This is a genomic window from Variovorax sp. M-6 (assembly GCF_052114385.1).
Classification (GTDB): Bacteria; Pseudomonadota; Gammaproteobacteria; order Burkholderiales; family Burkholderiaceae_C; genus Variovorax.
In genome coordinates, this window is record NZ_JBFREQ010000055.1 from 1 (window position 1) to 23,092 (window position 23,092).

22 protein-coding genes and 1 pseudogene are annotated in these 23,092 nt (G+C 67.2%); 8 read left to right on the forward strand and 15 right to left on the reverse strand.

Annotation, left to right across the window (positions count from 1 at the left end):
* From AB4Z46_RS33400 to AB4Z46_RS33410, 3 genes and pseudogenes are all read left to right on the forward strand, one after another.
* A pseudogene (locus AB4Z46_RS33400) lies at positions 1 to 380 on the forward strand (hypothetical protein); the annotation flags it as partial.
* Between the two features lie 255 nt (positions 381 to 635).
* The gene (locus tag AB4Z46_RS33405; protein ID WP_442287847.1) at positions 636 to 923 is read left to right on the forward strand and encodes a hypothetical protein; all 288 of its coding nucleotides are present in this window, start codon (positions 636 to 638) and stop codon (positions 921 to 923) included.
* 396 nt (positions 924 to 1,319) lie between these two features.
* Complete coding sequence (locus AB4Z46_RS33410) at positions 1,320 to 2,840, forward strand: transglycosylase SLT domain-containing protein (protein WP_442287848.1); 1,521 nt, start codon at positions 1,320 to 1,322, stop codon at positions 2,838 to 2,840.
* A 23-nt stretch (positions 2,841 to 2,863) separates the two neighbouring features.
* Here the strand turns inward: AB4Z46_RS33410 and AB4Z46_RS33415 are convergent, their stop codons facing one another.
* The 4 genes from AB4Z46_RS33415 to AB4Z46_RS33430 all read right to left on the reverse strand — a co-directional run bounded on the left by AB4Z46_RS33415 (position 2,864) and on the right by AB4Z46_RS33430 (position 6,658).
* A complete protein-coding gene (locus AB4Z46_RS33415) occupies positions 2,864 to 3,454 on the reverse strand; it encodes an RBBP9/YdeN family alpha/beta hydrolase (RefSeq protein ID WP_442287849.1) in 591 nt (196 codons plus the stop codon).
* On the reverse strand, positions 3,451 to 4,512 hold the full coding sequence (locus tag AB4Z46_RS33420; RefSeq protein WP_442287850.1) for a 3-keto-5-aminohexanoate cleavage protein: 1,062 nt from the start codon (positions 4,510 to 4,512) through the stop codon (positions 3,451 to 3,453). The genes AB4Z46_RS33415 and AB4Z46_RS33420 overlap by 4 nt, the downstream gene beginning before the upstream one ends.
* Before the next feature lie 63 nt (positions 4,513 to 4,575).
* A complete protein-coding gene (locus tag AB4Z46_RS33425; RefSeq protein ID WP_442287851.1) occupies positions 4,576 to 5,550 on the reverse strand; it encodes a Bug family tripartite tricarboxylate transporter substrate binding protein in 975 nt (324 codons plus the stop codon).
* A gap of 82 nt (positions 5,551 to 5,632) precedes the next feature.
* Complete coding sequence (locus AB4Z46_RS33430; protein ID WP_442287852.1) at positions 5,633 to 6,658, reverse strand: AraC family transcriptional regulator; 1,026 nt, start codon at positions 6,656 to 6,658, stop codon at positions 5,633 to 5,635.
* A gap of 195 nt (positions 6,659 to 6,853) precedes the next feature.
* On the opposite strand from AB4Z46_RS33430, the gene AB4Z46_RS33435 reads away from it, so the two are divergent.
* Both AB4Z46_RS33435 and AB4Z46_RS33440 read left to right on the forward strand, forming a co-directional pair.
* Positions 6,854 to 7,498 carry a carbonic anhydrase gene (locus tag AB4Z46_RS33435; RefSeq protein ID WP_442287853.1) on the forward strand — a complete coding sequence of 215 codons (645 nt, stop codon included), beginning with the start codon at positions 6,854 to 6,856 and terminating at the stop codon, positions 7,496 to 7,498.
* A gap of 148 nt (positions 7,499 to 7,646) precedes the next feature.
* Positions 7,647 to 7,928 carry an HU family DNA-binding protein gene (locus AB4Z46_RS33440; RefSeq protein ID WP_442287854.1) on the forward strand — a complete coding sequence of 94 codons (282 nt, stop codon included), beginning with the start codon at positions 7,647 to 7,649 and terminating at the stop codon, positions 7,926 to 7,928.
* Between the two features lie 54 nt (positions 7,929 to 7,982).
* On the opposite strand, the gene AB4Z46_RS33445 is transcribed toward AB4Z46_RS33440, so the two are convergent.
* From AB4Z46_RS33445 to AB4Z46_RS33470, 6 genes are all read right to left on the reverse strand, one after another.
* The gene (locus tag AB4Z46_RS33445; protein WP_442287855.1) at positions 7,983 to 9,548 is read right to left on the reverse strand and encodes a methyl-accepting chemotaxis protein; all 1,566 of its coding nucleotides are present in this window, start codon (positions 9,546 to 9,548) and stop codon (positions 7,983 to 7,985) included.
* A 257-nt stretch (positions 9,549 to 9,805) separates the two neighbouring features.
* Entirely contained in the window at positions 9,806 to 11,395 is a 1,590-nt protein-coding gene (locus AB4Z46_RS33450; RefSeq protein WP_442287856.1) for a serine hydrolase, read from the reverse strand.
* Positions 11,396 to 11,666: 271 nt separating this feature from the next.
* Positions 11,667 to 12,443 carry a DeoR/GlpR family DNA-binding transcription regulator gene (locus AB4Z46_RS33455; protein ID WP_442287857.1) on the reverse strand — a complete coding sequence of 259 codons (777 nt, stop codon included), beginning with the start codon at positions 12,441 to 12,443 and terminating at the stop codon, positions 11,667 to 11,669.
* A 121-nt stretch (positions 12,444 to 12,564) separates the two neighbouring features.
* Positions 12,565 to 14,679 carry a phosphocholine-specific phospholipase C gene (locus tag AB4Z46_RS33460; protein ID WP_442287858.1) on the reverse strand — a complete coding sequence of 705 codons (2,115 nt, stop codon included), beginning with the start codon at positions 14,677 to 14,679 and terminating at the stop codon, positions 12,565 to 12,567.
* A gap of 9 nt (positions 14,680 to 14,688) precedes the next feature.
* Positions 14,689 to 14,994, reverse strand: a complete 306-nt coding sequence (locus AB4Z46_RS33465; RefSeq protein WP_442287859.1) for a hypothetical protein — start codon at positions 14,992 to 14,994, stop codon at positions 14,689 to 14,691.
* A gap of 11 nt (positions 14,995 to 15,005) precedes the next feature.
* Positions 15,006 to 17,072 (reverse strand): LamG-like jellyroll fold domain-containing protein, encoded by a 2,067-nt coding sequence (locus AB4Z46_RS33470; protein WP_442287860.1) that lies wholly within the window; start codon positions 17,070 to 17,072, stop codon positions 15,006 to 15,008.
* Between the two features lie 298 nt (positions 17,073 to 17,370).
* Here AB4Z46_RS33470 and AB4Z46_RS33475 point away from each other — a divergent pair, with 298 nt between their 5' ends.
* The 3 genes from AB4Z46_RS33475 (at position 17,371) to AB4Z46_RS33485 (ending at position 19,113) form a co-directional block, all read left to right on the forward strand.
* On the forward strand, positions 17,371 to 17,820 hold the full coding sequence (locus AB4Z46_RS33475; protein ID WP_442287861.1) for a hypothetical protein: 450 nt from the start codon (positions 17,371 to 17,373) through the stop codon (positions 17,818 to 17,820).
* A gap of 181 nt (positions 17,821 to 18,001) precedes the next feature.
* Entirely contained in the window at positions 18,002 to 18,316 is a 315-nt protein-coding gene (locus tag AB4Z46_RS33480) for a hypothetical protein (protein WP_442287862.1), read from the forward strand.
* A complete protein-coding gene (locus tag AB4Z46_RS33485) occupies positions 18,313 to 19,113 on the forward strand; it encodes a transporter (protein WP_442287863.1) in 801 nt (266 codons plus the stop codon). The genes AB4Z46_RS33480 and AB4Z46_RS33485 overlap by 4 nt, the downstream gene beginning before the upstream one ends.
* Before the next feature lie 88 nt (positions 19,114 to 19,201).
* Here AB4Z46_RS33485 and AB4Z46_RS33490 read toward each other — a convergent pair whose 3' ends face one another.
* The 5 genes from AB4Z46_RS33490 to AB4Z46_RS33510 all read right to left on the reverse strand — a co-directional run.
* A complete protein-coding gene (locus AB4Z46_RS33490; RefSeq protein ID WP_442287864.1) occupies positions 19,202 to 19,534 on the reverse strand; it encodes a cell envelope biogenesis protein TolA in 333 nt (110 codons plus the stop codon).
* A gap of 161 nt (positions 19,535 to 19,695) precedes the next feature.
* Positions 19,696 to 20,298: a HupE/UreJ family protein gene (locus tag AB4Z46_RS33495; protein WP_442287865.1), complete on the reverse strand. Its 603-nt coding sequence runs from the start codon at positions 20,296 to 20,298 to the stop codon at positions 19,696 to 19,698.
* Between the two features lie 43 nt (positions 20,299 to 20,341).
* The gene (locus AB4Z46_RS33500) at positions 20,342 to 20,623 is read right to left on the reverse strand and encodes a hypothetical protein (protein WP_442287866.1); all 282 of its coding nucleotides are present in this window, start codon (positions 20,621 to 20,623) and stop codon (positions 20,342 to 20,344) included.
* Complete coding sequence (locus AB4Z46_RS33505) at positions 20,613 to 21,773, reverse strand: hypothetical protein (protein ID WP_442287867.1); 1,161 nt, start codon at positions 21,771 to 21,773, stop codon at positions 20,613 to 20,615. The genes AB4Z46_RS33500 and AB4Z46_RS33505 overlap by 11 nt, the downstream gene beginning before the upstream one ends.
* On the reverse strand, positions 21,770 to 23,092 hold a 1,323-nt coding region (locus AB4Z46_RS33510), incomplete at its 5' end, for an SRPBCC family protein (RefSeq protein WP_442287868.1). The genes AB4Z46_RS33510 and AB4Z46_RS33505, both read right to left, overlap by 4 nt.

The following is a 23,092-nucleotide window of genomic DNA, read 5'->3' on the forward strand; positions in this document are numbered from 1 at the left end:
ACGCCCTGGGCGGTGTGGCCGGGGGCGTGACCCTGTACCTCGATCGCGGGCAGCTGGTCTACGAGTACAACGCGCTCGCGCTCAAGCGGAGCGTGGTCCGCTCGGCGGCTGCATTGCCGAAAGGCAAGGCCCGCATCGAAGTCGAGACGGTGGTGGACTCGCCCAAGCCCGGGTCGGCCGCCCAGATCGTCTTGCGGGTCGACGGCGCCGAGGTCGGCCGCACCAACGTGCCGTACACGTTGCCGCTCGCGTTCACCGCGACCGAGAGCTTTGACGTCGGCGTCGACCTGGGGTCTCCGGTCGCCCTCGACTACTTCGACCGTGCCCCCTTCAGGTTCAATGGACGCATCGACAAAGTGCACGTCGCCTACAAGCCATAGAGTTCCGAAGAGCTTCTCGGCAGTTTGTCGCCAAACCTGGTGGCAGCGACGTAGCGGCCGAGCGTGGCGCTTGCCCCTGCCGGTTCGAGGCACGCCCACCAATCCCGACCGGCGAATCGAGGCGCCAACGCCAGGAGATCAAGCATGGAAACGCACGCACCTTTCAAGGCTTGCGATATACATCACAAAGTGATGTAATTTACCGTTTGTGGTCCAGTGTCAGCGTGGCACTGACAGCCCGCGCCGACTCTTGCCATGCCGATCCGAATCGCCACTTTCTTGCTGTTACTCGCGGCGTCCTCGCTCAGCGCCGCCGGATCCGCGTCGCAAGACCTGGCGTTGCGCTACCACGACCTGCTGAGCTGCATCGAGCGCACGATCGGCAAGGGCTGGGAGTCCCGCTATGACGTCGAGATTCTGCCGAACCGATGGGGCGCGCTGGAACCAAGCGCGCACGATCTGGACGCGGCGCCGCAGGCGGTCCGCATCACCGAACTGCGCTGCCGTCGCGAACTAAGCCTGATGGGGCAGCCGCGGCCTTGAACCGGCCCGCCCCGGCGGATCGGCCGCGGGTTTTCACGCAGGTTTCATCGACGCGCCACGATTGTGCGGTCCAGCGCCTCTCGAACTCGGGCACGAACCGCTGCACCCCACGCATGATCGTCGTGTGCGCCATCGTCACGCTACAGGCCAGCCTGCGCGGCGCTCTGGCGATTCGAACTCGGCCGAACCAAGGTCTGCACCAGAGCCGGCAATCTCGGCCACCTGGCCGCCCAGCAGGCGGGGCAGCTGCCGCTGGCCACAGACAACTTCCGGCGATCTCATTTGGCCGTTCTTGCGCCTGGAGCGGCAGGGAGGTCGTCACAAGAAGTCGTCGTTCACGAGCGCCAGTCTTCGGCGCATACTCGCGACCGTAGGCGCTTCCCGGAGGCACGACCCATGGTTCGATGTCAGGCGGCGGAAGGTTCGCGGCGGCTGGCGATGCTTCGTGCGGCCGGGCTGGTGCTGATGGCTGTTTGCGGCAGCGGCCTCGCGGCGGCGCCCCCGGGCAAGGCGAGTGCGGCGAGTCCTCCCGCGGCGCCTCGCCAGCTGAATGTCGCGAGCAAGGCGTGGAGCGGCGACTTCGATGCGATGCTGGCGCGCCGCTTGATCCGCGTCGACGTACCGCTGAGCCGCTCGCTGTATTTCGTCGACAGGGGGCGCGAGCGCGGGCTCTCGGCCGAGCTGGTGCGCGACTTCGAGCGCTGGGTCAACAAGACCTACGCGAGGCAGCTCGTCAAGCGGCCGCTGACCGTCTACATCGTTCCGACCACGCGCGACATGCTGCTGTCGAACCTGTCTGCGGGGCTGGGCGACATAGCGCTCGGCAACCTGAGCGTCACCGACGAGCGCAGGCAGCTCGTCGACTTCGTCGTGCCTGACCCGAACTGGACGAACGTCGAAATCCTCGTCACCGGGTCCACCGGACCGACGGTCGCCTCCCTCGACGACCTGTCGGGCCAGGACGTGCACGTACGTGAAACGTCGAGCTACCACGCAAGCCTGGTCGCGCTGAACGAGCGCCTGCGCGCGGCCGGCAAGGCGCCCGCGAAGCTTCTGCTGGTGCCCGACGCGCTCGAGGACGAGGACATGCTCGAGATGGCGAACGCCGGGTTGATCGGCGCGATGGTCGTCGACAGCTGGAAGGCCAGGATGTGGGCGCAGCCGCTGTCCAAACTGGAGGTGCACAGGGACATCGTGCTGCGCGAGGCGACACCGGTGGGCTGGGCGATCCGCAAGAACAGCCCGCAACTCGAGGCGGTGCTGAACCGTTTCTACGCCGAATGGGCGAAGAAGTCGGGCGTGATTCCGTACCGGATGAAGCAGTACCTGAAGAACATCAAGGCGATGCACAACGCCAGTGCCAGCGCCGACCAGCAGCGCTTCGACCGCACGATCGCGCTGTTCGAGAAGTACGGCCAGATGTACGGCTTCGACCCGCTGATGCTGGCCGCACAGGGCTACCAGGAGTCGACGCTCGACCAGAACCGCAAGAGCCATGTCGGCGCGATCGGCGTGATGCAGATCATGCCCGCCACCGGCAAGGGCCTGCAGGTCGGCGACATCCGCCAGATCGAGCCCAATATCCATGCCGGCGCGAAGTACATGGACCAGCTGATGACGCGCTACTTCAATGACGCGAACTTCAGCGAGGGCAACCGCACGCTGTTCGCCTTCGCCAGCTACAACGCCGGGCCGGGCAACATCGCGAAGATGCGCGTCGAGGCGGCCAGGCGCGGGCTCGACCCGGACAAGTGGTTCAACCACGTCGAACCCATCACCGCCGAAAAGATCGGCATCGAGACGACGACCTACGTGCGCAACATCTACAAGTACTACGTCTCGTACAAGCTGTCGGTCGAGGCGCAGCGGCAGCGCGACGACACGCTGAAGCAGCAGGCGGCACCGGCGAGGAAGTGAACTCCGGCGAGCACGGCTGTCCTTCAACCTGCAAGCTGCTCGATGAGTGCGCGCGCACGCGGCCATGGGCCGAAGCCGGAGGCAGGGTTGAGGTGACCCACCTCGCCCAGGTCCACCAGCTCGGCACCCCAGTGGCGCGCCAGTGTGCTCACCTCGTCGTAGCTGCCCAGCGGGTCGTTCCGGCTCGCGGCCACAAAGGTGCGGAAGGGCAGTGGCGCGACGGGCAGCGGCAGCCATCCTTGCTTCTCGAATTCCGCCATGTCCGGGTACTCCGGCCCCAGCGGTTCGGAGAACACCGGCGGCGTCGCCAGCAGCGCGCCAAGGACCTTCGCCTGCGTTCTCTGCGCCCAGTGCACGGTCGCCACCGCGCCGCCGCTGTGCGCGACGACGATCACCGGTCCCGCGATCGCGCACACGGCGCTTTCGATCGCCTCCACCCGGGCCGCGAGGTCGATGTTCCGTCGCCCCAGCGCTGGCAGTACCACGACCGGGTCCAGCGCCTGTGCGAGCAGCGTCTGCCAATGCCCCGGCGCCTCGTCGCGCAGGCCGGGAACCACGACGACGGTCGGGCGCATGCCCGCGGAAGAACCTTCGGGCGGCCGTGCGGGACTCATGCCGCCACCTTACGCTCGGCCAGGGCCGGCCGGTGCGGGCGCTGGCCCATCGGGTAGCGCAGCGCTGCCAGGGTTTCCTCGGTGGACCGGTATTGCTTGTCGATCCCGTAGATGGCTTTGGCCTCCTTGCCGTCGGCAACATCGCGCCCCAGTTCGCGCGCGATGCGCACCAGGCGTTCGACCTGCTGCACCGAGGTCGAGCGCTCGCCATTCGGAGCCCACAGGTTGTCCTCGTTGCCGCAGCGCACGTGCAGGCCCATGGCGATGGCCATCGTGTTGAGCGGCAGGTTGGAGCGCATCTGCGCCTCCACCGTGAGCGTCGCGCCGTCCGGCACGTGGCGCATGAAGTCGGTCAAGCTGTAGGGGTCCGGGCTGTCGAAGCCGCCGCCCACCGCCACCCAGGTGATGTTCACCGGCCCCATGTACGCGCCGGCGCGGATCATGCGTTCCAGCGTGAGCAGGTTGGGCTTGGACGTGATCTGGAAATGGGGCTGGATCTTCGCGGCCTGCAGCCGGCGCACATGCTCGCGGACCCATTGCGGGTTGGCCGGAACGACCATCTCCTCGTAGGTGTCGTAGACGGCTTGGCGCGCGAACGAAGTGCTCACGTAGTCGTCCGGCGTGCCCAGTTCCACGATGTTCATCTGGCCGGTGTTGATGGCGACGGTCACCTGGTCGGGGGCGGGCGTGAGCTCGGCCAGCATATGGCGCGTGTCGTCGCTCAGCCATTTGGCCTCTGCGCCCTCGTCTTCCGGTGAGAAGGAGATCGAGCCGCCCACCTGCAGGACCATGTCCGGCACGGCCACGCGCAGCCGCGCCAGCAGTTCGTTGAATTGGGACATCCGCTTGGAGCCCTTGCCGTCCAGCTCCCGCACATGGAGGTGCAGCACCGTGGCGCCGGCGTTGTAGCAGTCCACTGCTTGTTGCACGTGCTGCTCCATGGTGACGGGAATGTCCTGCGGAAAGTCCGCGGGCTCCCATTGCGGACCGTAGGGTGCGACGGTGATGACCAGCTTTTCCTGGTTTTCGGGAAAGTACGATCCATCCAAGAAGTGCATGACTTGGTTCCTGTGAAAGTCGAGGGGAAGGAAAGGGCGGCAGGCCGCCGCCCCGGGGAAACGCTAGGGCTTGAGGTTCAGCCTGCGGATGAGCTCACCGTTGCGGTTGAACTCGGCCGCGACGATCTCGCCGAACTGCTCGCTGGAGGTCGGCACCAGCGGCTCGAATCCGATGCCGGCGATCTTTGCGTTGAACTGTGGCGACTGCGCGATCCTGAGCGTGGCGGCATAGAGCTTTGCAGCCACCTCCGGCGGTGCCTTGGGCGACAGAGCCAGTCCGAGGTAGTTGGAGAACTCGGCGAACTCGGGGAAGCCTTGTTCACTGAAGGTCGGCACCTGCGGCATGGCGGACACGCGGCTCGTGCCGGAGACACCCAGCGCGATCACCTTGCCGGTGCTGACCAGCGGGGTGGACGCGACCACGGCACTGAAGTACAGGGAAATCTGCCCGGACATCAGGGCGACCAGCGCTGTCGGCGTTCCCGAGAAGGGCACGTGCTGCATGTCCGCGCCCAGGCGCCGATTGAGAACTTCGCCGCCCACGTGCGGCAGGGTCCCGGCCCCGGGCGAGCCGAAGCTGCCCTTGTCCGTAGCGGTTTTCAGATACGCCACGAGACCGGCCATGTCCTTTGCCGGCAAGTCCGGCGCGGCCAGCAGGATGCTGCGCGCCCGCGCGAGCACCGCCACCGCCTTCACGTCCTTCAGGGGATCGTAGGGTGGCTTCATGACATGCGGCGTCTCTGCCAGCACATTGGAGTTCGTCACCAGCAGGGTGTAGCCGTCGGCCGGGGCGGACAGCATCGCCTGCACCCCGATCATGCCGCCGGCCCCGGCACGGTTGTCGATCACCACCGACTGGCCGAGCTCCTGCGCGAGGAAGTCTCCGTAGACCCGGGCGATGACGTCGATCAGGCCGCCGGCCGGCGCCGGCACCACGATCTTCAGCGGCTTGTCGGGCCAGGCGTACGCGCTGGTGGACAGCGCCAAGACAAGGGCGGCGAAGCAGGTGCGCAAGGTACGGATGCCGTAAGTCTTCATCATGTCTCCTGGGTGGGGCCGGAGCTGGAATGATGCGTGCCACGCGTTGCGACGAATTGATGATTCGTCGCAGAAAATTGATCTATCGTCTCACGCGGCGCGTGTGCATCTCGCGCCGCGAACGGGCGAAGCTGGTGGCGAAGGCCGCGCGATACCAATGCGCGAAAGCGCTTGCCGAAGAGAAGCCAAGCATCGCGGCGACATCGTCCAGCGGACGGTCACTTTCGCTCTGCAGCCGCAAAGCGACGTCCCGCCGCACCGATTCCAGCAAGGAGGAGAAGGTCTCTCCCTCAGCCGCGAGTTGCCGGTGCAGCGTCGCCCGGCTCACGCCCAGGTGCTGCGCGACCTTGTCGACCGTGCAACGCCCGTTGCCAAGCATGGCGGCGATCAGATGTTGCACGGCTGTGCTGCCGCCCGCGCGCCGGGCACTCAGCTCCGCATCCAGCGCCCGTCGCGCGAAGCCAGCCAGCGCCGGCTCGGCGGCCGGCAACTCGCGCTGCAGGTCGACGGCGCTGCAGACGATGCCGTTGAAGTCGGCATTGAAATCGACGTTGCGCCCCAGGTAGGCGCGGTAGAAGCTGGCGTCGCGCGGCTTGCGGTGCGTGAAGCAGATCGAGCGCGGCTGCCATGCGGTCCCCAACAGTTCCTTCAGCACCTGCACCATCACTCCCACCGTCAGCTCCATCGACTGGCGCGTGGGCACGGAGCTGTTCACCACCAGTTCCTCCCGGATCAGGACAAGGTCCTGATCCTGTTCGATGTGCGCCTGCAAGGCATCGTTCAGCAGGCGGTTGTAGTTGAGCAGGGTGCGCAGCGCGCCGAGCGCCGTGCGTTCCTGCCGCATCACGAGCAGCACCGGCCCCAAGTTGGAGATGCGCCGCGTGGCCGCCATGCGCAGGCCGAAGTCCTCCATGCCCGTCGCGGCCGCGCTCTGGTCCAGCAGCTTGCACGCGGCCTCCATGCTGATCAGCGCATCCGGCTGGTCCAGGCAGCGGCGCGGCAGGCCGGCGTTGCGCAGCATGGCGTGCGGGTCCAGGCCGGCGAAGCGGGCAACCTCCGCGTAGCCGGCCAGGCCGGCGCTGCGAATCAGGTGGGAGGAGGTGGCCATCGGGCGAGTATCCCCCGGCGAGGCGTCCGTCACGTCAGGCGGGCCATCGGGCACGACCTGTGGCGATTTCCAGTCCACAGATCATGACACCAGCATGCAGCGCGGTTCGCCATAATCGTCGATCGACGGAAAACTTCGCTGGGGCGCTTTCGCCGCCAGTTTCAAGTTTCGGCCGAGCAAGAATGACCGGGGGTGATGTTGATGATCGATGCGAAGGAAGCCCTGCAGCGCCTGCAGGAGGGCAACGAGCGCTTTGCTTCGGAATCCCGCGACGGAGAGCGCTTTCGGGTGCGCATGCGACGGGCCACGACGTACTTCGAGCAGCAGCCGTTCGCGATCATCCTGGGCTGCTCTGACTCGCGGGTGCCCGTCGAAATCGTGTTCGACCAGGATCTCGGTGACCTGTTCGTGATTCGCGTTGCGGGCAACATCGTGGCACCTTCGCAGCTGGGCAGTATCGAGTTCGCGGCGACGGCATTCGGCACGAGGCTGGTGGTGGTGCTTGGCCACACGCACTGCGGCGCCATCCTCAGCACCCTGGAGCAGCTGCAGCAGCCTTCCGAGGCGCGCTCGCCGCATCTGCACTTCATTGCCAAACATATCGAGCCGGCCGTCGAAGACCTGCTCGCACCCGAGTTGGGCTACGACCACGCGACGCTGGTCGAGCGAAGCGTCCGGGCGAACGTCCGGCAATCGGTCGCGCAGCTGCGCAGCGGCTCGAAGATCCTCGAGCACCTGATCGAGACAGAGGGGCTGCGCGTGATCGGCGCTCAATATGCGCTCGAAACAGGCCGGGTGGAGTTCTTCGAGGACAACCGACGCATCGAGACTTTTCCCTGAAAGCCAATCGGCGCCCGCGGGGCGGCGATGGCGATCGGCAACAATGGATGGATCGGACGAACCACGTGGCACGCAGGCTGCGCACTCGCACGTCCAAGTGTCGTTCGCCCGACTCCAATCATTCACGTTCATCAAAAGGAATTTCATCTTGAACAAGACCGAACTCATCGCCGCCATCGCTGCGGATACCAACCTCTCGAAGGCCGACGCCGCCCGTGCGTTCGACTCCGCGCTCGGGCACCTGGCCAGCGCCTTGACCAAGGGCGAGACTGTGCAGCTGCTTGGATTCGGCAATTTCTCCGTTTCGGCCCGCGCCGAGCGTTCGGGCCGCAATCCCTCGACCGGAGAGCCCATGACCATCAAGGCGAGCAAGGCCGTGAAGTTCACGGCGGGCAAGGCATTGAAGGACGCAGTGAACGCAGGGGGTTGATGGGTTCTGTCGCGGCAGCGGCGAGGAAGCCAGCGAGGCCAGGCCGGCGGCGCATCAGGCGGCTTGCGCGGGCGTCCCCAGGTTGAAGACACTGACCGCCCGCATCAGGCCATCCGCCTGCTCGCGCAGCGATTGCGTGGCGGCCGAGGCTTCTTCCACCAGCGCCGCGTTCTGCTGCGTCACCTGGTCCATCTGCGTGATCGCCTGGTTGATCTGTTCGATCCCCGAGGTCTGCTCCTGGCTCGCCGCCGTGATCTCGCCCATGATGTCGGTCACCCGCTTCACGCTGTCCACGATCTCTTCCATCGTGTGGCCGGCCTCGGCCACCTGCTTGCTGCCTTCCTCGACCTTGTCCACCGAGTCGTCGATCAGGGCCTTGATCTCCTTGGCCGCTGCTGCCGAGCGCTGCGCCAGGCTGCGCACTTCCGACGCCACCACCGCGAAGCCCCGGCCCTGTTCGCCGGCCCGCGCGGCTTCCACCGCCGCGTTCAGCGCCAGGATGTTGGTCTGGAAGGCGATGCCGTCGATGACGCCGATGATGTCCACGATCTTGCGCGAGGACGCATGGATGGCGCCCATGGTGTCGACCACCTGGCTCACCACGCTGCCGCCCCGGACCGCCACTTCGGAGGCCGACACAGCCAGTTGATTCGCCTGGCGCGCGTTGTCGGCGTTCTGCTTCACGGTCGAGGTCAGTTCCTCCATCGAGGCCGCCGTCTGCTCGAGCGAGCTGGCCTGCTCTTCCGTGCGCGAGGACAAGTCCTGGTTGCCGGTGGCGATCTGGCCGGAAGCGGTGGCGATCGTGTCCGTGCCGATGCGCACACCGCCGACCACCCTGATCAGGCTGTCGTTCATGTCCTTGAGTGCCAGCATCAGCTGGCCGGTTTCGTTCGTGCCCCGCACCGCGATGCTCGAGCGCAGGTCGCCGGCGGCCACGGTCGTGGCGACCCGGACTGCCTCGCCGATCGGCCGGGTGATCGAGCGGGTCAGAAGAATGGCGGTCGTGATCGCGACAAAGGTGGCCGAGGCGCCGAGCACCAGCATCAGGATGCTGGCGCCCTCCGCCATCTCGGCGGCTTCGATGCCGAAGGCCTTCATGCCGTGAACCTGTGTTTCGGCGAAGGCCTCGATCGCCGCCAGGTAGGCCCTCTGCGGCGCCAGCATCTCTCTGACCAGGTAGTCGCGTCCCTCGTCGATGCGCCCGGCCTTGATCATCTCGATCAATCGGTGCTCGTGCGCCTTGAAGATGGTGCGCGCCTTCAGGAGCGTCTCGAGCGCCGCCTTGCCTTCCTGCGTGTGCACGATCGGCTGCAGCGTCCCGACCACCTTCTCGATGCGGGACGCGGAGTCGTCCACCTGCGCCAGTTCGGCCTTGACGACCGCGGGGTCGCTGCTGATCAGGGCCGTGCGCAAGGCCCGGGACTGCCGGTTGACTTCGTTCTCTATGGTCTGCGCCAGCGCCACCTTGGCGTAGCGGTCGTTCACGATCACATCGGTGTTGCGGTCGACCGCGTCGATGCGACTGATGCCGACGGCCGCCATGGCCATCAGCAGGGTGATCAACGCGGCGAAACCGGCACCCAGCCGGGTGCCGATCCTGAGATCGTTGAGAGAGTTCATGGAATTTCCAAGAGTTGACGAGTAGCACTTGCGTGTTCTTTTTTTTAGTTTGTCGTCAGTCTCGGAAATCACTCCTTCGATGAGCGTCGATTTTCAGCCTCAGTTCGGCGATTTGAAGTGACCCTGTGCGTTGTAAGACACCCCGTTTCCGGTGCTGCCCGCGCCCCTCGCAGCCGGCGGCACGATCTGGCGCCAGTTGGCCCGGTGATCGGATGCACGTCCGCATTGCGTCTCGTCGGGGCGGGCGCGTAGCCGCCCTAAGGCGTCTTCGTGAAGACGCCGCCAGCGATGTCTTCGGCGTAGTACTCGATCTGCAGGCTGTCCGACAGTCCCGACACGCCGGGCTTGAAGTCGATCCGCGAGAGGGCTCCCGGCTCGGCGATCTCTCTCGGAAAGTCGAAGACGAAGGAGTTGCCGTTCCAGTGCCGCAGCGCAAAGACCCTGGCGCCGCCCGGTCCCATCTTCAGCACCAACCCGCTGCCGCTGGACTCCACCATCGCGTTGCCGTAGAAGCTGTTGGCGTAGGTGCCGGTGTAGGCGTTGTGGCCCAGCGGCGCGACCGGCTGGGCCGGCGGCTGCTGGTCAACCAGCGAGCCCTCGATCGCATACAGCTTCGCGAACGCGGCCCCATGGACTGCGAGCCAGTCGCTCTTGACCTGGCCGAACTCGACCAGGTCGTCGAAGGACGCATTCACGGCTTCGGGCGCCCCCACGGGCGCCGCGTTGGTGAGCGTGACGATCGCGACCCCCGCCGACGGAATCATCGAGAAGGACGTGGCCGCACCGAGCATGAAGGCGCCCGAATGGGCGAGCTTGACGCGTCCCGAGGACGACGTGCCGATCACGAAGCCATAGCCATAGTGGCCTGCAGGCGCCGACGCGTTGGCCGCCGGCGAACTGACGATCTGCGGACTGATCGCGGGCCGCAGGGCCTCGGCCTTGACCACCGGACGCCCCTGGTAGGTGCCGTTCTGCAAGACCATCGACATCCAATGCGCGAGGTCGTTGACGCTGGAGCTGGCGCCCCCGGCCGGGGACTGTGCATCAGGCTGGCGTTGGTGCAGCGCCTGATAGCGTCCGTCGCTCAACACGTGCGGCGACGCGCGGTTGTCGCGCTGCATGAAGTCCGCGAAGCGGGAACTCGTGGCGTTCATTCCGAGCGGTTGGTAGAGCGTGCGTTCGGACAGGGTCGCCCATTCGAGGCCAGACGCCACGGCCGCCGCTTCGCCACCGACCGTCATGCCGAAATTCGCGTAGTTGTAGCGGGTTCTGAATGGAAGCAATGGCGCGTAGCGCAGGCGTTGCAGAATCTGCTGGCGGTCGTAGCCCAGACCCTCGAGATCATCGCCGACCCCCCCATGCAGACCGGAGCGATGGGCGTAGAAGTCTCCGATCGTCGCGCGCTGCGTGACCGAGGCGTCCGCCAGGCTGAAGCCGGCGAGCTTGCTCACGACGGGCGTGTCCCAGGACACCGTACCTCGCCCCACGAGCCCGGCCACCACGGTGGCGCCGATCGGCTTCGACATCGATGCGAGCTGGAACACGGTGTCGGCATCGACCCGTTCCGGCGAGCCGACCCGTCGAACCCCAAAGCCCTTGGCATAGATCGTCCTGCCGTCCTTCACCACGGCGACCGCCATGCCCGGGATGTTCGAGCGGCGCATGATGTCGGCCACCAGTTCATCGAGCTTGGCAACGGCGGCATCGATCTGCTCCGTCGGAATAGGGGCCGCGCCGGTGCCGCCGACCGCCTGCGGCACGACGACCGCGTTGCCACCCCCACCGCCAGAGCAGGCCGCCAGCGCAACACACCCCCCCAGGACCAGGGCCTGTGCGCAGCGGCGCATGGTGCTGGTACTGGAGGTGCCCGAGTTCGGCGCGCGGAGGGGCTCAGTCGCATCAAGGAATTTCATCGCTGGTCTCGCTATGGAAAGTGAATCTGTCGACTCCCGACGCGATCGGTGGCAGCCGGAATTTGCTCGAATCGTCTGGGTGCAAAAGCCCGCGGCGCCGCACCCACCGTGGCCTTGTCGCTGGCCCCGTGACGCGGTGGCGCGATCGCGGAACGATGCGACGGCCACGGTTCATTCAATGATAATACGTATTATAAGGCGTGTGTCAGGCAATGACCACGCGATGGCACGCCTTGCGCAGCAGGGACAGGGCGGGCAATTCGCGGGCCTTGGCGTCGGTGACGACGACGTCGATGTCGGCCGTTCGGATGCAGGTCACGCGGCTGGCCTGTCCGATCTTTGCGTGATCGGCCAGGATGACCACCTGCTGCGCGTGCTCGGCCATGGCACGCGCAACGTCGGCTTCGTGGTGCACGAAGCTCATGGCGCCAAGCCTGGCATGCAGGCCCACCGGCGACAGCAGGGCGACGTCGGCGCGGTAGCGGTGGATCTTCTCGAGCGTGGTGTCGCCGTGCGTCGCCTGCGTCTTCGCGTCGATGCGGCCGCCCAGCAGGATGGTCTGGTTGCCCGTGAGGCGCCCTTCGCTGGCGCCTGCGAGCTTGAGCGCGATGCTCAGCGAATTGGTGATGACGGTCATGCCGCTGAGCGTGCCGATCTCCTCCGCGAGAATCGAGGTGGTGCTGCCCGCGTCCAGGAATATCGTCTGCCCCGGTTGCAGCAGCCCGATCGCAGCCTTGGCGATGGCGCGCTTTTCCCGCTGGCGCGCGACCAGCCGCGCCGCCAGCGGCGGCTCGGGTTCGGCACTGGTGGCAATGGCGCCGCCGTGGACACGGCGGAGTTCGCCCAGCGCCTCGAGTTCGAGCAGGTCGCGGCGCACTGTCTCGCGCGACACCGCCAGGTCTTGCACGATGCGCTCGACGCTGAGCCGCGAGAAAACGGCGAGCAGGTTGCGGATGCGCAGGAATCGTTCTTCTTGAAGCATGGAGCTGCTCGCGTTTGAAAGAAGGGTGCCGGCGGATGCCCCCGCCAACCGGCAAGCGAACGGGGCGCGGGACCGGCGCCATTGTGCCGATCGACGCGCCCCGCAGGAGCGATGCCGAGTCTCAGGACAGGACGCCCATCGCCGGGTCGCTGATGCCGTCCGCGCCGGTTTCCACGCGGCCCGCGAAACGCCGCAGGTAGGTCGTGCCATCGTCCACATTGGCCGACACGCTGAAGTCGTACCAGTGCTTGCTGTAGGCCAGGTCCCATTGCTGCACAAGCAACTGGCCGGGCGCGAGCGCGAAATTCCATGGGCCGTCGGTGCGGTAGGCGGTGGGCGTGACCGTGACGGTGCAGCTGATGTTGCCGATGTTGTGCATTTCCAGGTGCACGTCGCCGTTGGCGGTGTCGTAGCAGACGCGGATTTCGGGCAGGCCGACGCCGCCGGCGAGCGAGGTCGGCAGCTTGCCGCGGAAGCGTCGGAAGTAGCCGTTGGGCCCGAACACCGACAGGTCGTAGCTGCCGTCCGAGGTCGGCGCCCAGCTGTCGTTGAGCAGCTTGCCCGGCTCCACGGTGTAGCGGCGTGGCACGTCGCCCAGCGACAGGTGGTTGTAGACGTGGAAGACCGCGCCCGCCTTGCCGGTGTTGCCGAACACCAGCCAGTACTTGCGCCGGTCGACGTCGGGCCGTCCGCTGGTGTGCAGCTCGTAGGGCAGCGCGCGCGAGTGGCGCACGCCGGTGGCCTGTAGCGGCATGGTGCCGGTGCCGGGCGCCGGCGCGACCGGTGTCGGCAGCAGCAATTGCCTGGCGATGGCGGCATCGGCCGCCGCGCTGTCGATGGTCGGCAGCGCCGGCAGTTCGGCATTGGGCGTCGCGAAGTTGAAGCACGAGGTGAGGTCGCTGCTGACCGAGCGCCGCCACGCGCTGATGTTGGGCTCGATCACGCCGAAGCGCGTTTCGAGAAAGCGGATGACAGAGGTGTGCTCGGCCACCTGCGAGTTGACCCAGCCGCCCTTGCTCCACGGCGACACCACATACATCGGCACGCGCCAGCCCATGCCGTAGGGCGAACCGATGTACGGCGCCTTCAGCTCGTTGCGTTCGCCGAGCGTGGACACGGTGCTCATGCCCGCGTCGGTGCCGTCGGCGTTGCGCGAGGGGATGGCGGGCGGCGGCATGTGGTCGAAGTAGCCGTCGTTCTCGTCGAACATGATGAAGAGCACGGTCTTGCTCCACACCGCCGGGTCGGATGTCAGCGCGTCCAGCACGCGTTCCGTGTACTCGGCGCCCCACAGCGGCGACGACGGGCCGGGGTGCTCCGAATACTTGGCCGGTGCCACGATCCAGCTCACCTGCGGAAGGCGGCCGTTCTTCACGTCGTCGGTCAGGTCGGCCAGCGAACGCGTCGACAGTCCGCGTGCCTTGAGCGAGCGCTGTGCTTCGGTCGGGGCCGCCGCATAGTAGGCATTGCGGAAGTTGTCGAAGCCTTCGAGCGGGTTGTCCGTGAAGTTGTCCGCCATGTCCTGGTAGATCTGCCAGCTGACGCCGGCCGCTTCCAGCCGCTCGGGGTAGGTCGTCCAGCTGTAGCCGGGGGTGTTGGCCAGGTCGTCGTTGGTGTTGTCGATGGCCGGTCCGCCGCCTTGGCCCAGCGGGTCGTTGCTGCCGGTCCAGAGGAACAGCCGGTTCGAGTTGGTGCCGGTGAGCTCGCTGCAGTGATAGGCGTCGCACACCGTGAAGGCGTCGGCCAGCGCGAACTGGTAGGGCATGTCGCTCTGCTGGTAGTAGCCGAGCGCGCGCGCCGACTTCGCCGCCACCCACTGGTTCATGCGCCCGCCGTTCCAGGCTTGCTGTCCGTCGGACCATCCGTGCGGCATGCCGGTGGTGCGTTGCGCACTGGTGCTGGTCGTGTCGTAGTGGAAGGGCAGGCAGGTGCCGCTGCCGGAAGTCGGCGGCTGGTCCCAGACCGGCTTGCCGTTGGCTAGCGGCACCGGAAACCGGTCGCCGAAGCCGCGCACGCCGCGCAGCGTGCCGAAGTAGTGGTCGAAGGAGCGGTTCTCCTGCATGAAGATCACGACATGCTTGACGTCGCTGATGGTGCCGGTGTCCTGTGCGGCCGGAATGGCCAGCGCACGGCGGATGCCGGGCGGCAGCAGGCCGAGTGCGGCAGCGGCGCCGGCAGTGGTGGCTGCACCGCGCAGGAAGCTGCGTCGGGAATTGGAGGTGTGCTTGTCTGTCATGGTGCGGTCTCAGGGGGCGCAACGCACCGTCTCGGGACGACGGGCTGGTGGTTTGTTGTCGGGCGTGGTGCCGGGCGGCGTCACCGCGTCGGCCGACGGCCCGGCGGTGGCCGGGTCGTTCGGGGTGACCACCACGCCGGATGGCGGGGCCGTGCTCGACGAATTGCCGGTCGGGGCGATGGGAGCGTTGATGCCACTCCCGCCACCGCCACCGCCGCAGGCGCTCAGCGCGGTGGCGGCGACCAACGTCGCAATTGCCAAGAGGATGCGTTGGCCCGCGGCCGGGCGCGGGGTGGACGTGGGTTCGCTGTGCATGCGTATCTCCATCAGGGAACCAGCGTGGTCAGCGAAGTGCCGGAGCGGCCGACCGATTCGACTTCCGCAGCGGTCAGCACGCGGTTCCAGGTGCCGAATTCGCCGAAGTCGAAGCGGCCGCCGATGGTGTTGCTCGCATTGCCGTTGCGATAGCCGGGGCCATAGCCGCCGTCGCCGTCTTCGTTGAGCGTGAAGCCGTTGTTCAGGCCGTTCAGTGCCGCGACGTAGGCGCTGGTCAGTGGCACCGATGCGCTCTGCATGCCGTAGACCGGGTCGTACACATAGAACTTTGCCGTCAGTCCCGGCACGTCGACGACCATGGCGGCGTACACCCAGGTGTTGGCGCTGAAGTTCAGGTCCTTGTCGCCGGCCCGGGCGCCGCCGCGGCCGATGTTGAAGCGCAGCGTGCTGCCGTACTGGCCGATCGCCAGGCCCGCGTTGTTGCCGCTGCCCCAGTCCTTGTTCGACACGACAGGCATGCCCGAACGGGTGGCGTCCGAGCGGAACCAGAAGCCGAAGCTGAAGGGGGCGCTGGTGCTGCTGACGTTGGCCGTGGGAATGCGATAGCCGCCATCGCAGGCGCTGCAGACGGTCGGGCCGGCATAGTTGGTCGATTGCAGTGCGGTGTCGGTGCCGCCGAACGGACCGTCCCCCGCGGCGGCGTAGATCGGCGTGGCGCCGCTCACCCATGGCGTGAAGGCCAGCGCGCCGTTGATTCGGTCGGCCAGGGTCGTCTTCAGGGAGAACAGGTGCGTGAGGCCGGTGGCCACGCCGGGCATCAGCAAGATCGGCTTCACGTAGTCGAGGGTGGCACGCAACGAAACGGGCGTCTGGTCGGCGACCACGGTGTAGTTGTAGGTGAAGAAGCCGCTGGCTGCAGGCGCCATCGTGGTGTCCTCGAACTCGAGCGCATTGCCGGGCAGCGTGGCGATTGCGATGCCGTCGCGCATGACCGCGATGGCCGCCGGCGTGGCCGGCAGGGTCCATGTCAGGCGAATGCCGCTTCGCTTCGTGTTCATGGCGGCGGCAAGCTGGCGCACGCCGGCAGCGCCGGTCAAGGGGCTGCCGTCCATGACGTACTTGTCGGCCCCGGGGCGTGCCGAGAGGTGCGTCAGCACCGTGGGTGCGATGTCCGTCGCGGCGGCGTAGGCGTACCAGGGCTCGATGGCCACCGGCAGCGTGGCGGGTGCGGCCGCCGCCAGGTTGGCGGGCTTGTCGATTGCGATGACCGTCGCCAGGTTCGACGCGATCGGAATGCCGTCGGCGACGCCGGTGACGCCCAGGCCGTGCGTGGTGGTCACGACCACCATCCAGTCTTCGCCGGGCTGGGCCGCGCGACGCTTGGCCAGCGAGGCCTTGAGCGTTGCGATCTGGCGGTCGACTTGCGCCAGCGCGTTCTGGTAGTCGGTGCCGTAGCCGGCCACGTCGGCCACCTGAGCCGGGCCCTGGTAGTCGGCCACGATCAGGTCGTAGCCGCCACCCTCGATGGCCGCGGCCGCCTCGGACGACACGCAGCTGTCGCTGCCTTCGCAATCCTTCACCAAGTCCAGGTAGCCGGCGGCCTTGTCGGCGCGCAGCAGCTGCGGCAGGCCGCTCCAGCTGGCAATGGCCGCGGTACGCGCCGTCGCGCGACTTTGCTTCAGCAGCTTGAAGACGGTATCGGCCTTGAAGCTCTGGCCTTCGTAGTTGGAGCGGATCTCATGGCGGTCGGCCCACGCGCCGGTCAGCAGCGTGGCCCACGCCGGGCCGTCGGTCGCCTGCTGCTGCGTGGTCTTTCCCTTGATGCCGCCGGTGTAGGCGGGGAGCACCGTGCCGAGCCCCTGGAGAGAAGGCATGCGGGCCGCGCCGAGGGCTTGCTGCAGGGCCTCGTACTGGACTCCGTCGATGCCGATGACGAGCGCCTTGGGTACAGGCGTTGGCGTCGATGCCGGAGGTTCTGCGGGCGCGGGTGAGGACGATTGTGTGGGCGGGAAGGGGAATGCAGGCGTCGAGCCTCCACCGCCGCCACAGGCGGCCAGCAGAAGCAACGGGCTCAAGCTCAGGGCGGCACGCGCGAGGCGGCCTCTCAGTTTTTTCATCAGGGAACTCCGGCAAGAGGAAGACGCCGGACAGGTCACGGGGACCCGTCCAGCCACGTGTGACTGCGTGGCTGCCGCGTGGCACTTCGCAAAGCTGCATCTGCAGGGATTTGTGCAGTTGCAGGTTATTTGCAATAAATGCCTCAAACGCAACCAATGCCCAGGATGTTGCGTTGTTCAAATGACAGAGCCTTGACAGGGGGCCCTGGCCGGGGCGTCATCGTCGCGCAATGCGCAGCAAGTAGCCTTGGGATGAAGCCGGCACATCCAGCCGTACCCTCACCCCGAAGACATCCAAATGAACGCCTCACCCATCGTCAAGATCATCGCGACCACGGCCATTGCCTGGATGTTGGCAAGCGCTGCGCAGGCACAGGCACCCGCCGGCAGAAGCCGCGCCGAGGTGCAGGCGGAGGCGATCGCTGCCGCTCGCGCTCCCAATCAGAACGTCACTCGCGGATCGCGCGGCGCCGAGCCATTCACGTCGGTTGCCGATCCCGCGGCAGTGCGGCAGCAGGCCATCGACACGGCGCGCGCGCCCAATCAAAACGTGACGCGTGGCTCACGTGGCGCGGATCCCTTCGTCTCGACGGCCGACCCTTCCGTGGTTCGGGCCCAGGCGGAGGTCGCTGCCGCGGCGCCTGATCAGAACGTGACGAGCGGCTCCCGCGTGAACAGCAAGGTGGTGTCCACCATGCCCAATGCGGCGCAGGTACGTGCAGAGGTGCGCAGAGGCACGCTGCAGTAAGGGGCGATGCCGGGCCCCTGCGGGAACGATGACGCGGTTGGCCGTGATGGGCCTCTTTGGCCCGTGGTCGCGGCTGTTCGAGGCGACGATGCGGCCTGCAATTTGACGCTGCAAATGTCGCTTGCCCCACAAGCACCCAGGTGCTTCAATGTCGGCTCTTGCTGTGACGAAGGAGACTTCCATGGCCTACGAAGCGCGATATGTCCTGCGACCCAACCCCGGAGCCGATCTCGGGGCCGTCATTGATGCCGTGAAGGTGGGCGCGGCGCTCTGGAAGAAGCACGGCGCACCCGACCCGCAGCTGTGGAGCGTGGCCGCGGGCGAACTGGGCAACTATGTCATGACCGTGAAGTTCGACAACGCGACGGAGTACGCCAAGGTCACGGATCCGTTGTCAGCGGATCCCGAATTCCGCCGCTGGCAAGCGAACAACCTCCAGTCCGGAGCGTTCACGTGGGTGCGAAGCAACCTGCTGCGCGAGCTCCCTCTGCCGTGAAGGTGTCACGCATCGCCGTGACCGTCGCGGTGTGCGCGGCCCTGCCGGCACAGGCGGAGATGAGCGCCGAAGAACTCGCGAAGCTGGCCCAGAATCCGGTCGGCAACCTGATCAGCGTGCCGTTCCAGAACAACACCAACCTGAATTTCGGACCGGAGAAGGGGACGCAGAACATCCTCAATATCCAGCCGGTGATTCCGATCTCGGTGAACAAGGACTGGAACATCATCACCCGCACGATCCTTCCGGTCATCTCGATGCCGGCGCTCGGCCCGGGCATCGGCAGCACCAGCGGCGTCGGCGACGTGGTGATGACGGCCTTCCTCTCGCCGGCCAACCCCGGCAAGTGGATCTGGGGCGCCGGCCCGGTGGTCCAGATCCCCACCAACAGCAATTCGGAGCTCGGGAACAAGAACTGGGGCCTGGGCCCGTCCGCGGTCGTGCTGCACCTCGACCACGGCAGCCCGTGGGTGTACGGCGCCCTGTTCAACAACATCTGGTCGGTGAGCAGCAGCAGGCAGGGTGGCTCGTACAACAACTTCCTGCTCCAGCCCTTCATCAACTACAACTTCCCGGGGGGCTTCTATCTCACCAGCGCCCCGATCGTCACCGCCGACTGGAATGCCGACAGCAGCCAGCGATGGACCGTGCCCCTCGGCGGCGGCGTCGGCAAGATCTTCCATCTGGGCAAGCTGCCGGTGAACACGCAACTCTCGGCCTACTACAACGTCGTGAAGCCGGACAACGGCGCCAACTGGCAGATCCGCGTGCAGGCGCAGTTCATGTTTCCGAAATGATCAGGTCACAGGACTGCGAAGGGCATCGGCCGGCCTTGCGGCCCCCATGCCCGCTGCCCCTCCCTGGAGGGCCAGCGAGCGCTGGTGGCTACTTGGCGGCCGGCATGCCGGGGGTATTGGGCGGCGCGGGGTATTGGCCCGGCGTCTTGCCCGGATTGCTGGCCTCCCGGGCGTTGGCGCGCGCCTGACCCGCTGCTGCCGCCTTGCCCGAGCCGATGTCGTCGTTCAGGGTGGAGTTCACCTCGTCACCACCGACCTTCTTGACCTTGCCCTGCGCCCGCGCATTGTCCTTGGCCTGGGCCCGCTCCTGCGGCTTGCTGTTGGTGATGACCTGTTCCTGCGACGATGCGCCCGGAGGGTTTTGTGCGTATGCGCCGGCCGTGAACAGGCCGGCGATCAAGGTGGCGAGAATCTTGCTCATTGAGGGCTCCTTGGTGGGGTTGAGATGGCTCCTTGCAGCCATGAAGAACTACTGCCGCCACAGGCCATCTGCGATGGACCGGCCAAGTCATTGTGTGAGCGCCTCCTCGACAAATCCATCCCGGCGGCCACGTACCGCCACGTACGTGAAAACTCGCGATGTCAGGCCCGGGCGCTCAACAGGGCGGCGCCACACACCACGACGACGAGTCCGGCCAGCCGGGGCCACCAGGGCCTCGCGCGGCGCAGCGCAACACCCAGCCCGACGCCCGAGCCATGCAGCAGCAGCGACGCTGCGAGCATGCCCCCCAGTGCCAGCGCGGTGTCGCTCCCGCCTGCCAGTTCCCGGCCATGCGCGTGACCGTGGAAGAGCGCGAACAGGCCCACCAGCAGGCCCGCCATCGACGCAGGCAGGTGAAGCTGTGTCATGACCAACAGGCCGAGCACCAGCAGCGAGACCGCGATCGACGACTCCACCGCGGGGACCTGCACGCCGGCCATCCCGAGCAGCGCTCCGCCCAGCAGCATCAGCGCGAAGGCCGCCGGCGCTGCCAGCAGATCCAGCCAGCGACGGGCCGCGAGCGCGCTCCAGAGTCCGACGGCCACCATGGCCGCAAGATGGTCCGCGCCGGTGAGCGGATGCAGGAAACCCGCTGCCAATCCATGGTGAAGGCCTGCATCGACGCCGGTGTGGGCGAGGGCTGGCAGCGGCAGGACGGCGATGAGCAGGAGGACCGCGTGGGTCGATGGGCGAAGGAGTTTCATGTGCTTGATCCTTGGATTGAACGGGCCGGTCGAGGCTTGCAGCTCAGTGCCAGGCACCCCGCCATTGCGGGTCGATCGCGATCCAGGCGGCCCCGTTGACGACGCGCGTCGATGCCAGCGCCGGCGGGTCGTCGCTGCGATCCCATCCTACGATCCGGAGTTCGAACGAAGGCCTGCCCGTGTCGGCGGCCTGTGGCGTCGACGCAGCTGCGGGCACCACCCCGCCCTGTTGACCGACGGCAGCGACCGCGCGTAGGGATGCGAGTGCGCTCCCGGCGGCAGCGACGCCGCTGCCGAGTACGAAGGTCCTGCGGTCAATCGGCATGGTCGGCCTCCGGCGGAGGCGGCACAGCGGCCAATGGCGAGTGCCTGAAGGCGGGCGTCGACCCCCAGCGCTGGCGGGCCGCGGCCAGGATGCTTGCTGCTTGCGGTGCCTCGCCGGCCTGAATCGCCGCGGCATGGGCCCTCTCGAAGGCCCGCAGCGTCGGGCGGTTCGCGAGGTCGATACCGGTCAGCTCGAACGCCCGCCGCGCGTCGCCGCCGCTGCCGGCATAGAACTCCGCCGCGTGATCCGCGAAAGCGAGCGGATGCCTGGCCAGCAAGCGCTCGAAGCCGCTGCGGGCGGCCTCCGCCAGCGCCTGCGCCTCGGCCGGCCTGCCCAGCGCGAGTTCCACGTCCGCAAGACGCCAGCTGACTTCCGGGTCGCCGCTCGCGAGCGCCGGAAGCAGCAGCGCGCGCGCCCGCGCGCCGCGGCCTTCGGCCGATCGGATCTCGGCAAGGTGCACGCGCGCCTTGACGTACCCGGGCAGGTACTCGATGGCCTTGGCGTACCAGCGGGCGGCGCGCGTGAGCTGAGGCTCCGGCACCCGTTCACCCCACAGGACCCCGAGGAGGAAGCAGACCCAGGCCACGGCGAATGGCGAGACATCGCGGTAGGCGCCCAGGGCGCGGCAGTAGGCGCGCTCCGCTTCGTCGAAATCGCCCAGGTCGCTCAGCAGCGAGCCCAGGGGCACCCAGTCCTCCAGCCGCCCCGACTGCCCGACGAGGCGCAGCCGACGTTCCARCAGGGCCTCCGGCAACACGCCGCAGGCCTGGTCGATGCTCATCGCGAGCCGGTCCGAGGCGAGCGCGGGACAGCCTCGCTCCGTCGCCCGTGCAAGGCATTCCCTCGCGTGCGCAAAGCGATGGGTCGATGCCGCGACCTGAGCCTCGATGAGCGCCGTGCGCGCGGAGTCCGGATCCAGCCGCAGCAGGTGGCCCGCCAGTTGCTCCAGTCGGTCGCAGGCGTCGAGATCGCCCAGGAACTGCGCAATGAGTTGTTCCTGCTCGATGAGGCCCTCGGCGATGCCCGCGCGCAGCGGTGCCTGCCAGAAGCGATTCCAGGATTGCGCGAGCGTGCTTCGCAGGTTGATGGCGGCGATGACGCCGTCGGTGGCCTGCACGGGCGCGGTCGCGAGATCGGCATCGGCGATCATGGGGGGACACCGAAGCGCGGCTTCAGACTCTCGAGGCCGGTCTTCAGGAGCGTCGAGCTGAGGGTCTTCACAACGATGTCGGGCTGTCCGCCCGGCATGTACTGCACGCGCCATTCGACCGAGCTGCCGCTGCCCTTGGGCTTGACGTCCAGAACGCCCGTGTAGTCGGTGGCGGGGATGCCGGCGATCGACGTGTAGCGGTAGCTTCGCTGCGCGTTGTCCATGGCGTCCAGGCGCTCGATGATCTGCTTGCCGTCGATGGTCTCGATGGTGCGCAGCTGGCCGACACCCGTGCCGGTCAACTTAATGCTCGCGATCAACGGATGCCAATGCCCGCCGAAGCCGCCGATGAGTGCCCAGACCCTGTCGGGTGGTGCAGCGAGGTCCACGGAGAAAGCGACGTTCTGCAGTTCCGCATTGGGAGCGGCGAGGTACGGAAAACTCGTCGTCCCCGGCTTGGTCGCGCCGGTCGAGCCGCCTTGCAGGAATTCCCGGTCGTGGTTCACCATCCAGGTGAGCAGGATGTCGATGACATCGGAATTCACCGTGCGGCCGCCGCCGGTCTGGTAGGCACGGCCCGCGAGCGTGCTCTTCTCGATTTCCAGGTGACTGGTGTCGGAGGTGGGCTTCGCCACGTCGATCGTCATGAAGTCGTCGAGAAACATGTTGGCGTTGGCGACCAGCGCCGCAGGCGTCCAGTCGGCCTTGCCGTCGCGCGAGTCCCAGTTCTTCAGGCTGTCGACCATGCGCTTTCGGAACAGGGGCATCAACTCCTCGGAGATCGCGAACGGCGTCTGCTGGTTCCACAGGTCGCGAAGGTCGTCGCTGCCTTCCATGCCGTTGTTGTTCAGCCGCATGTTGGTCTGCTCCGGACGGCCGACCCAGTCGAGGCGCGGCGGCTCGTGGCCGATGAAGCCACCGGGCTTCGGTATCGGAATGGTCTCGGCGACCACTCCGAACAGCGAGCCCTTGGCGGGATCGAGCACGCGGCGCGTGTCGAACTCGATCAGGAAGCTCAGCACGTTGTCGTGCTGAAGCAGGTTGGGAAACTTCTTCATTTCGGCCACGATCCAGGCCAGGTAGAAGGGATCGGAGCGCAGCCCCGCGAACACGCGGTAGGTGCCGTCGGCCGAGGTCGATCCCTTTTCGTCGTCGACCACGAAGCGGATTGTCTGGCCGCCGGGCAGCGTGCAGGTGCCGCGTTGCACCGGCCTCTTGCCTTCCGCGGCGCGCTCCAGCGCATCGAAGCGGAAAGTGAAGCGAAGCTCCGGATCGCCGGGCCTGAATCTGGTCGCGTCGCCCATGCCGGCGATCGTCAG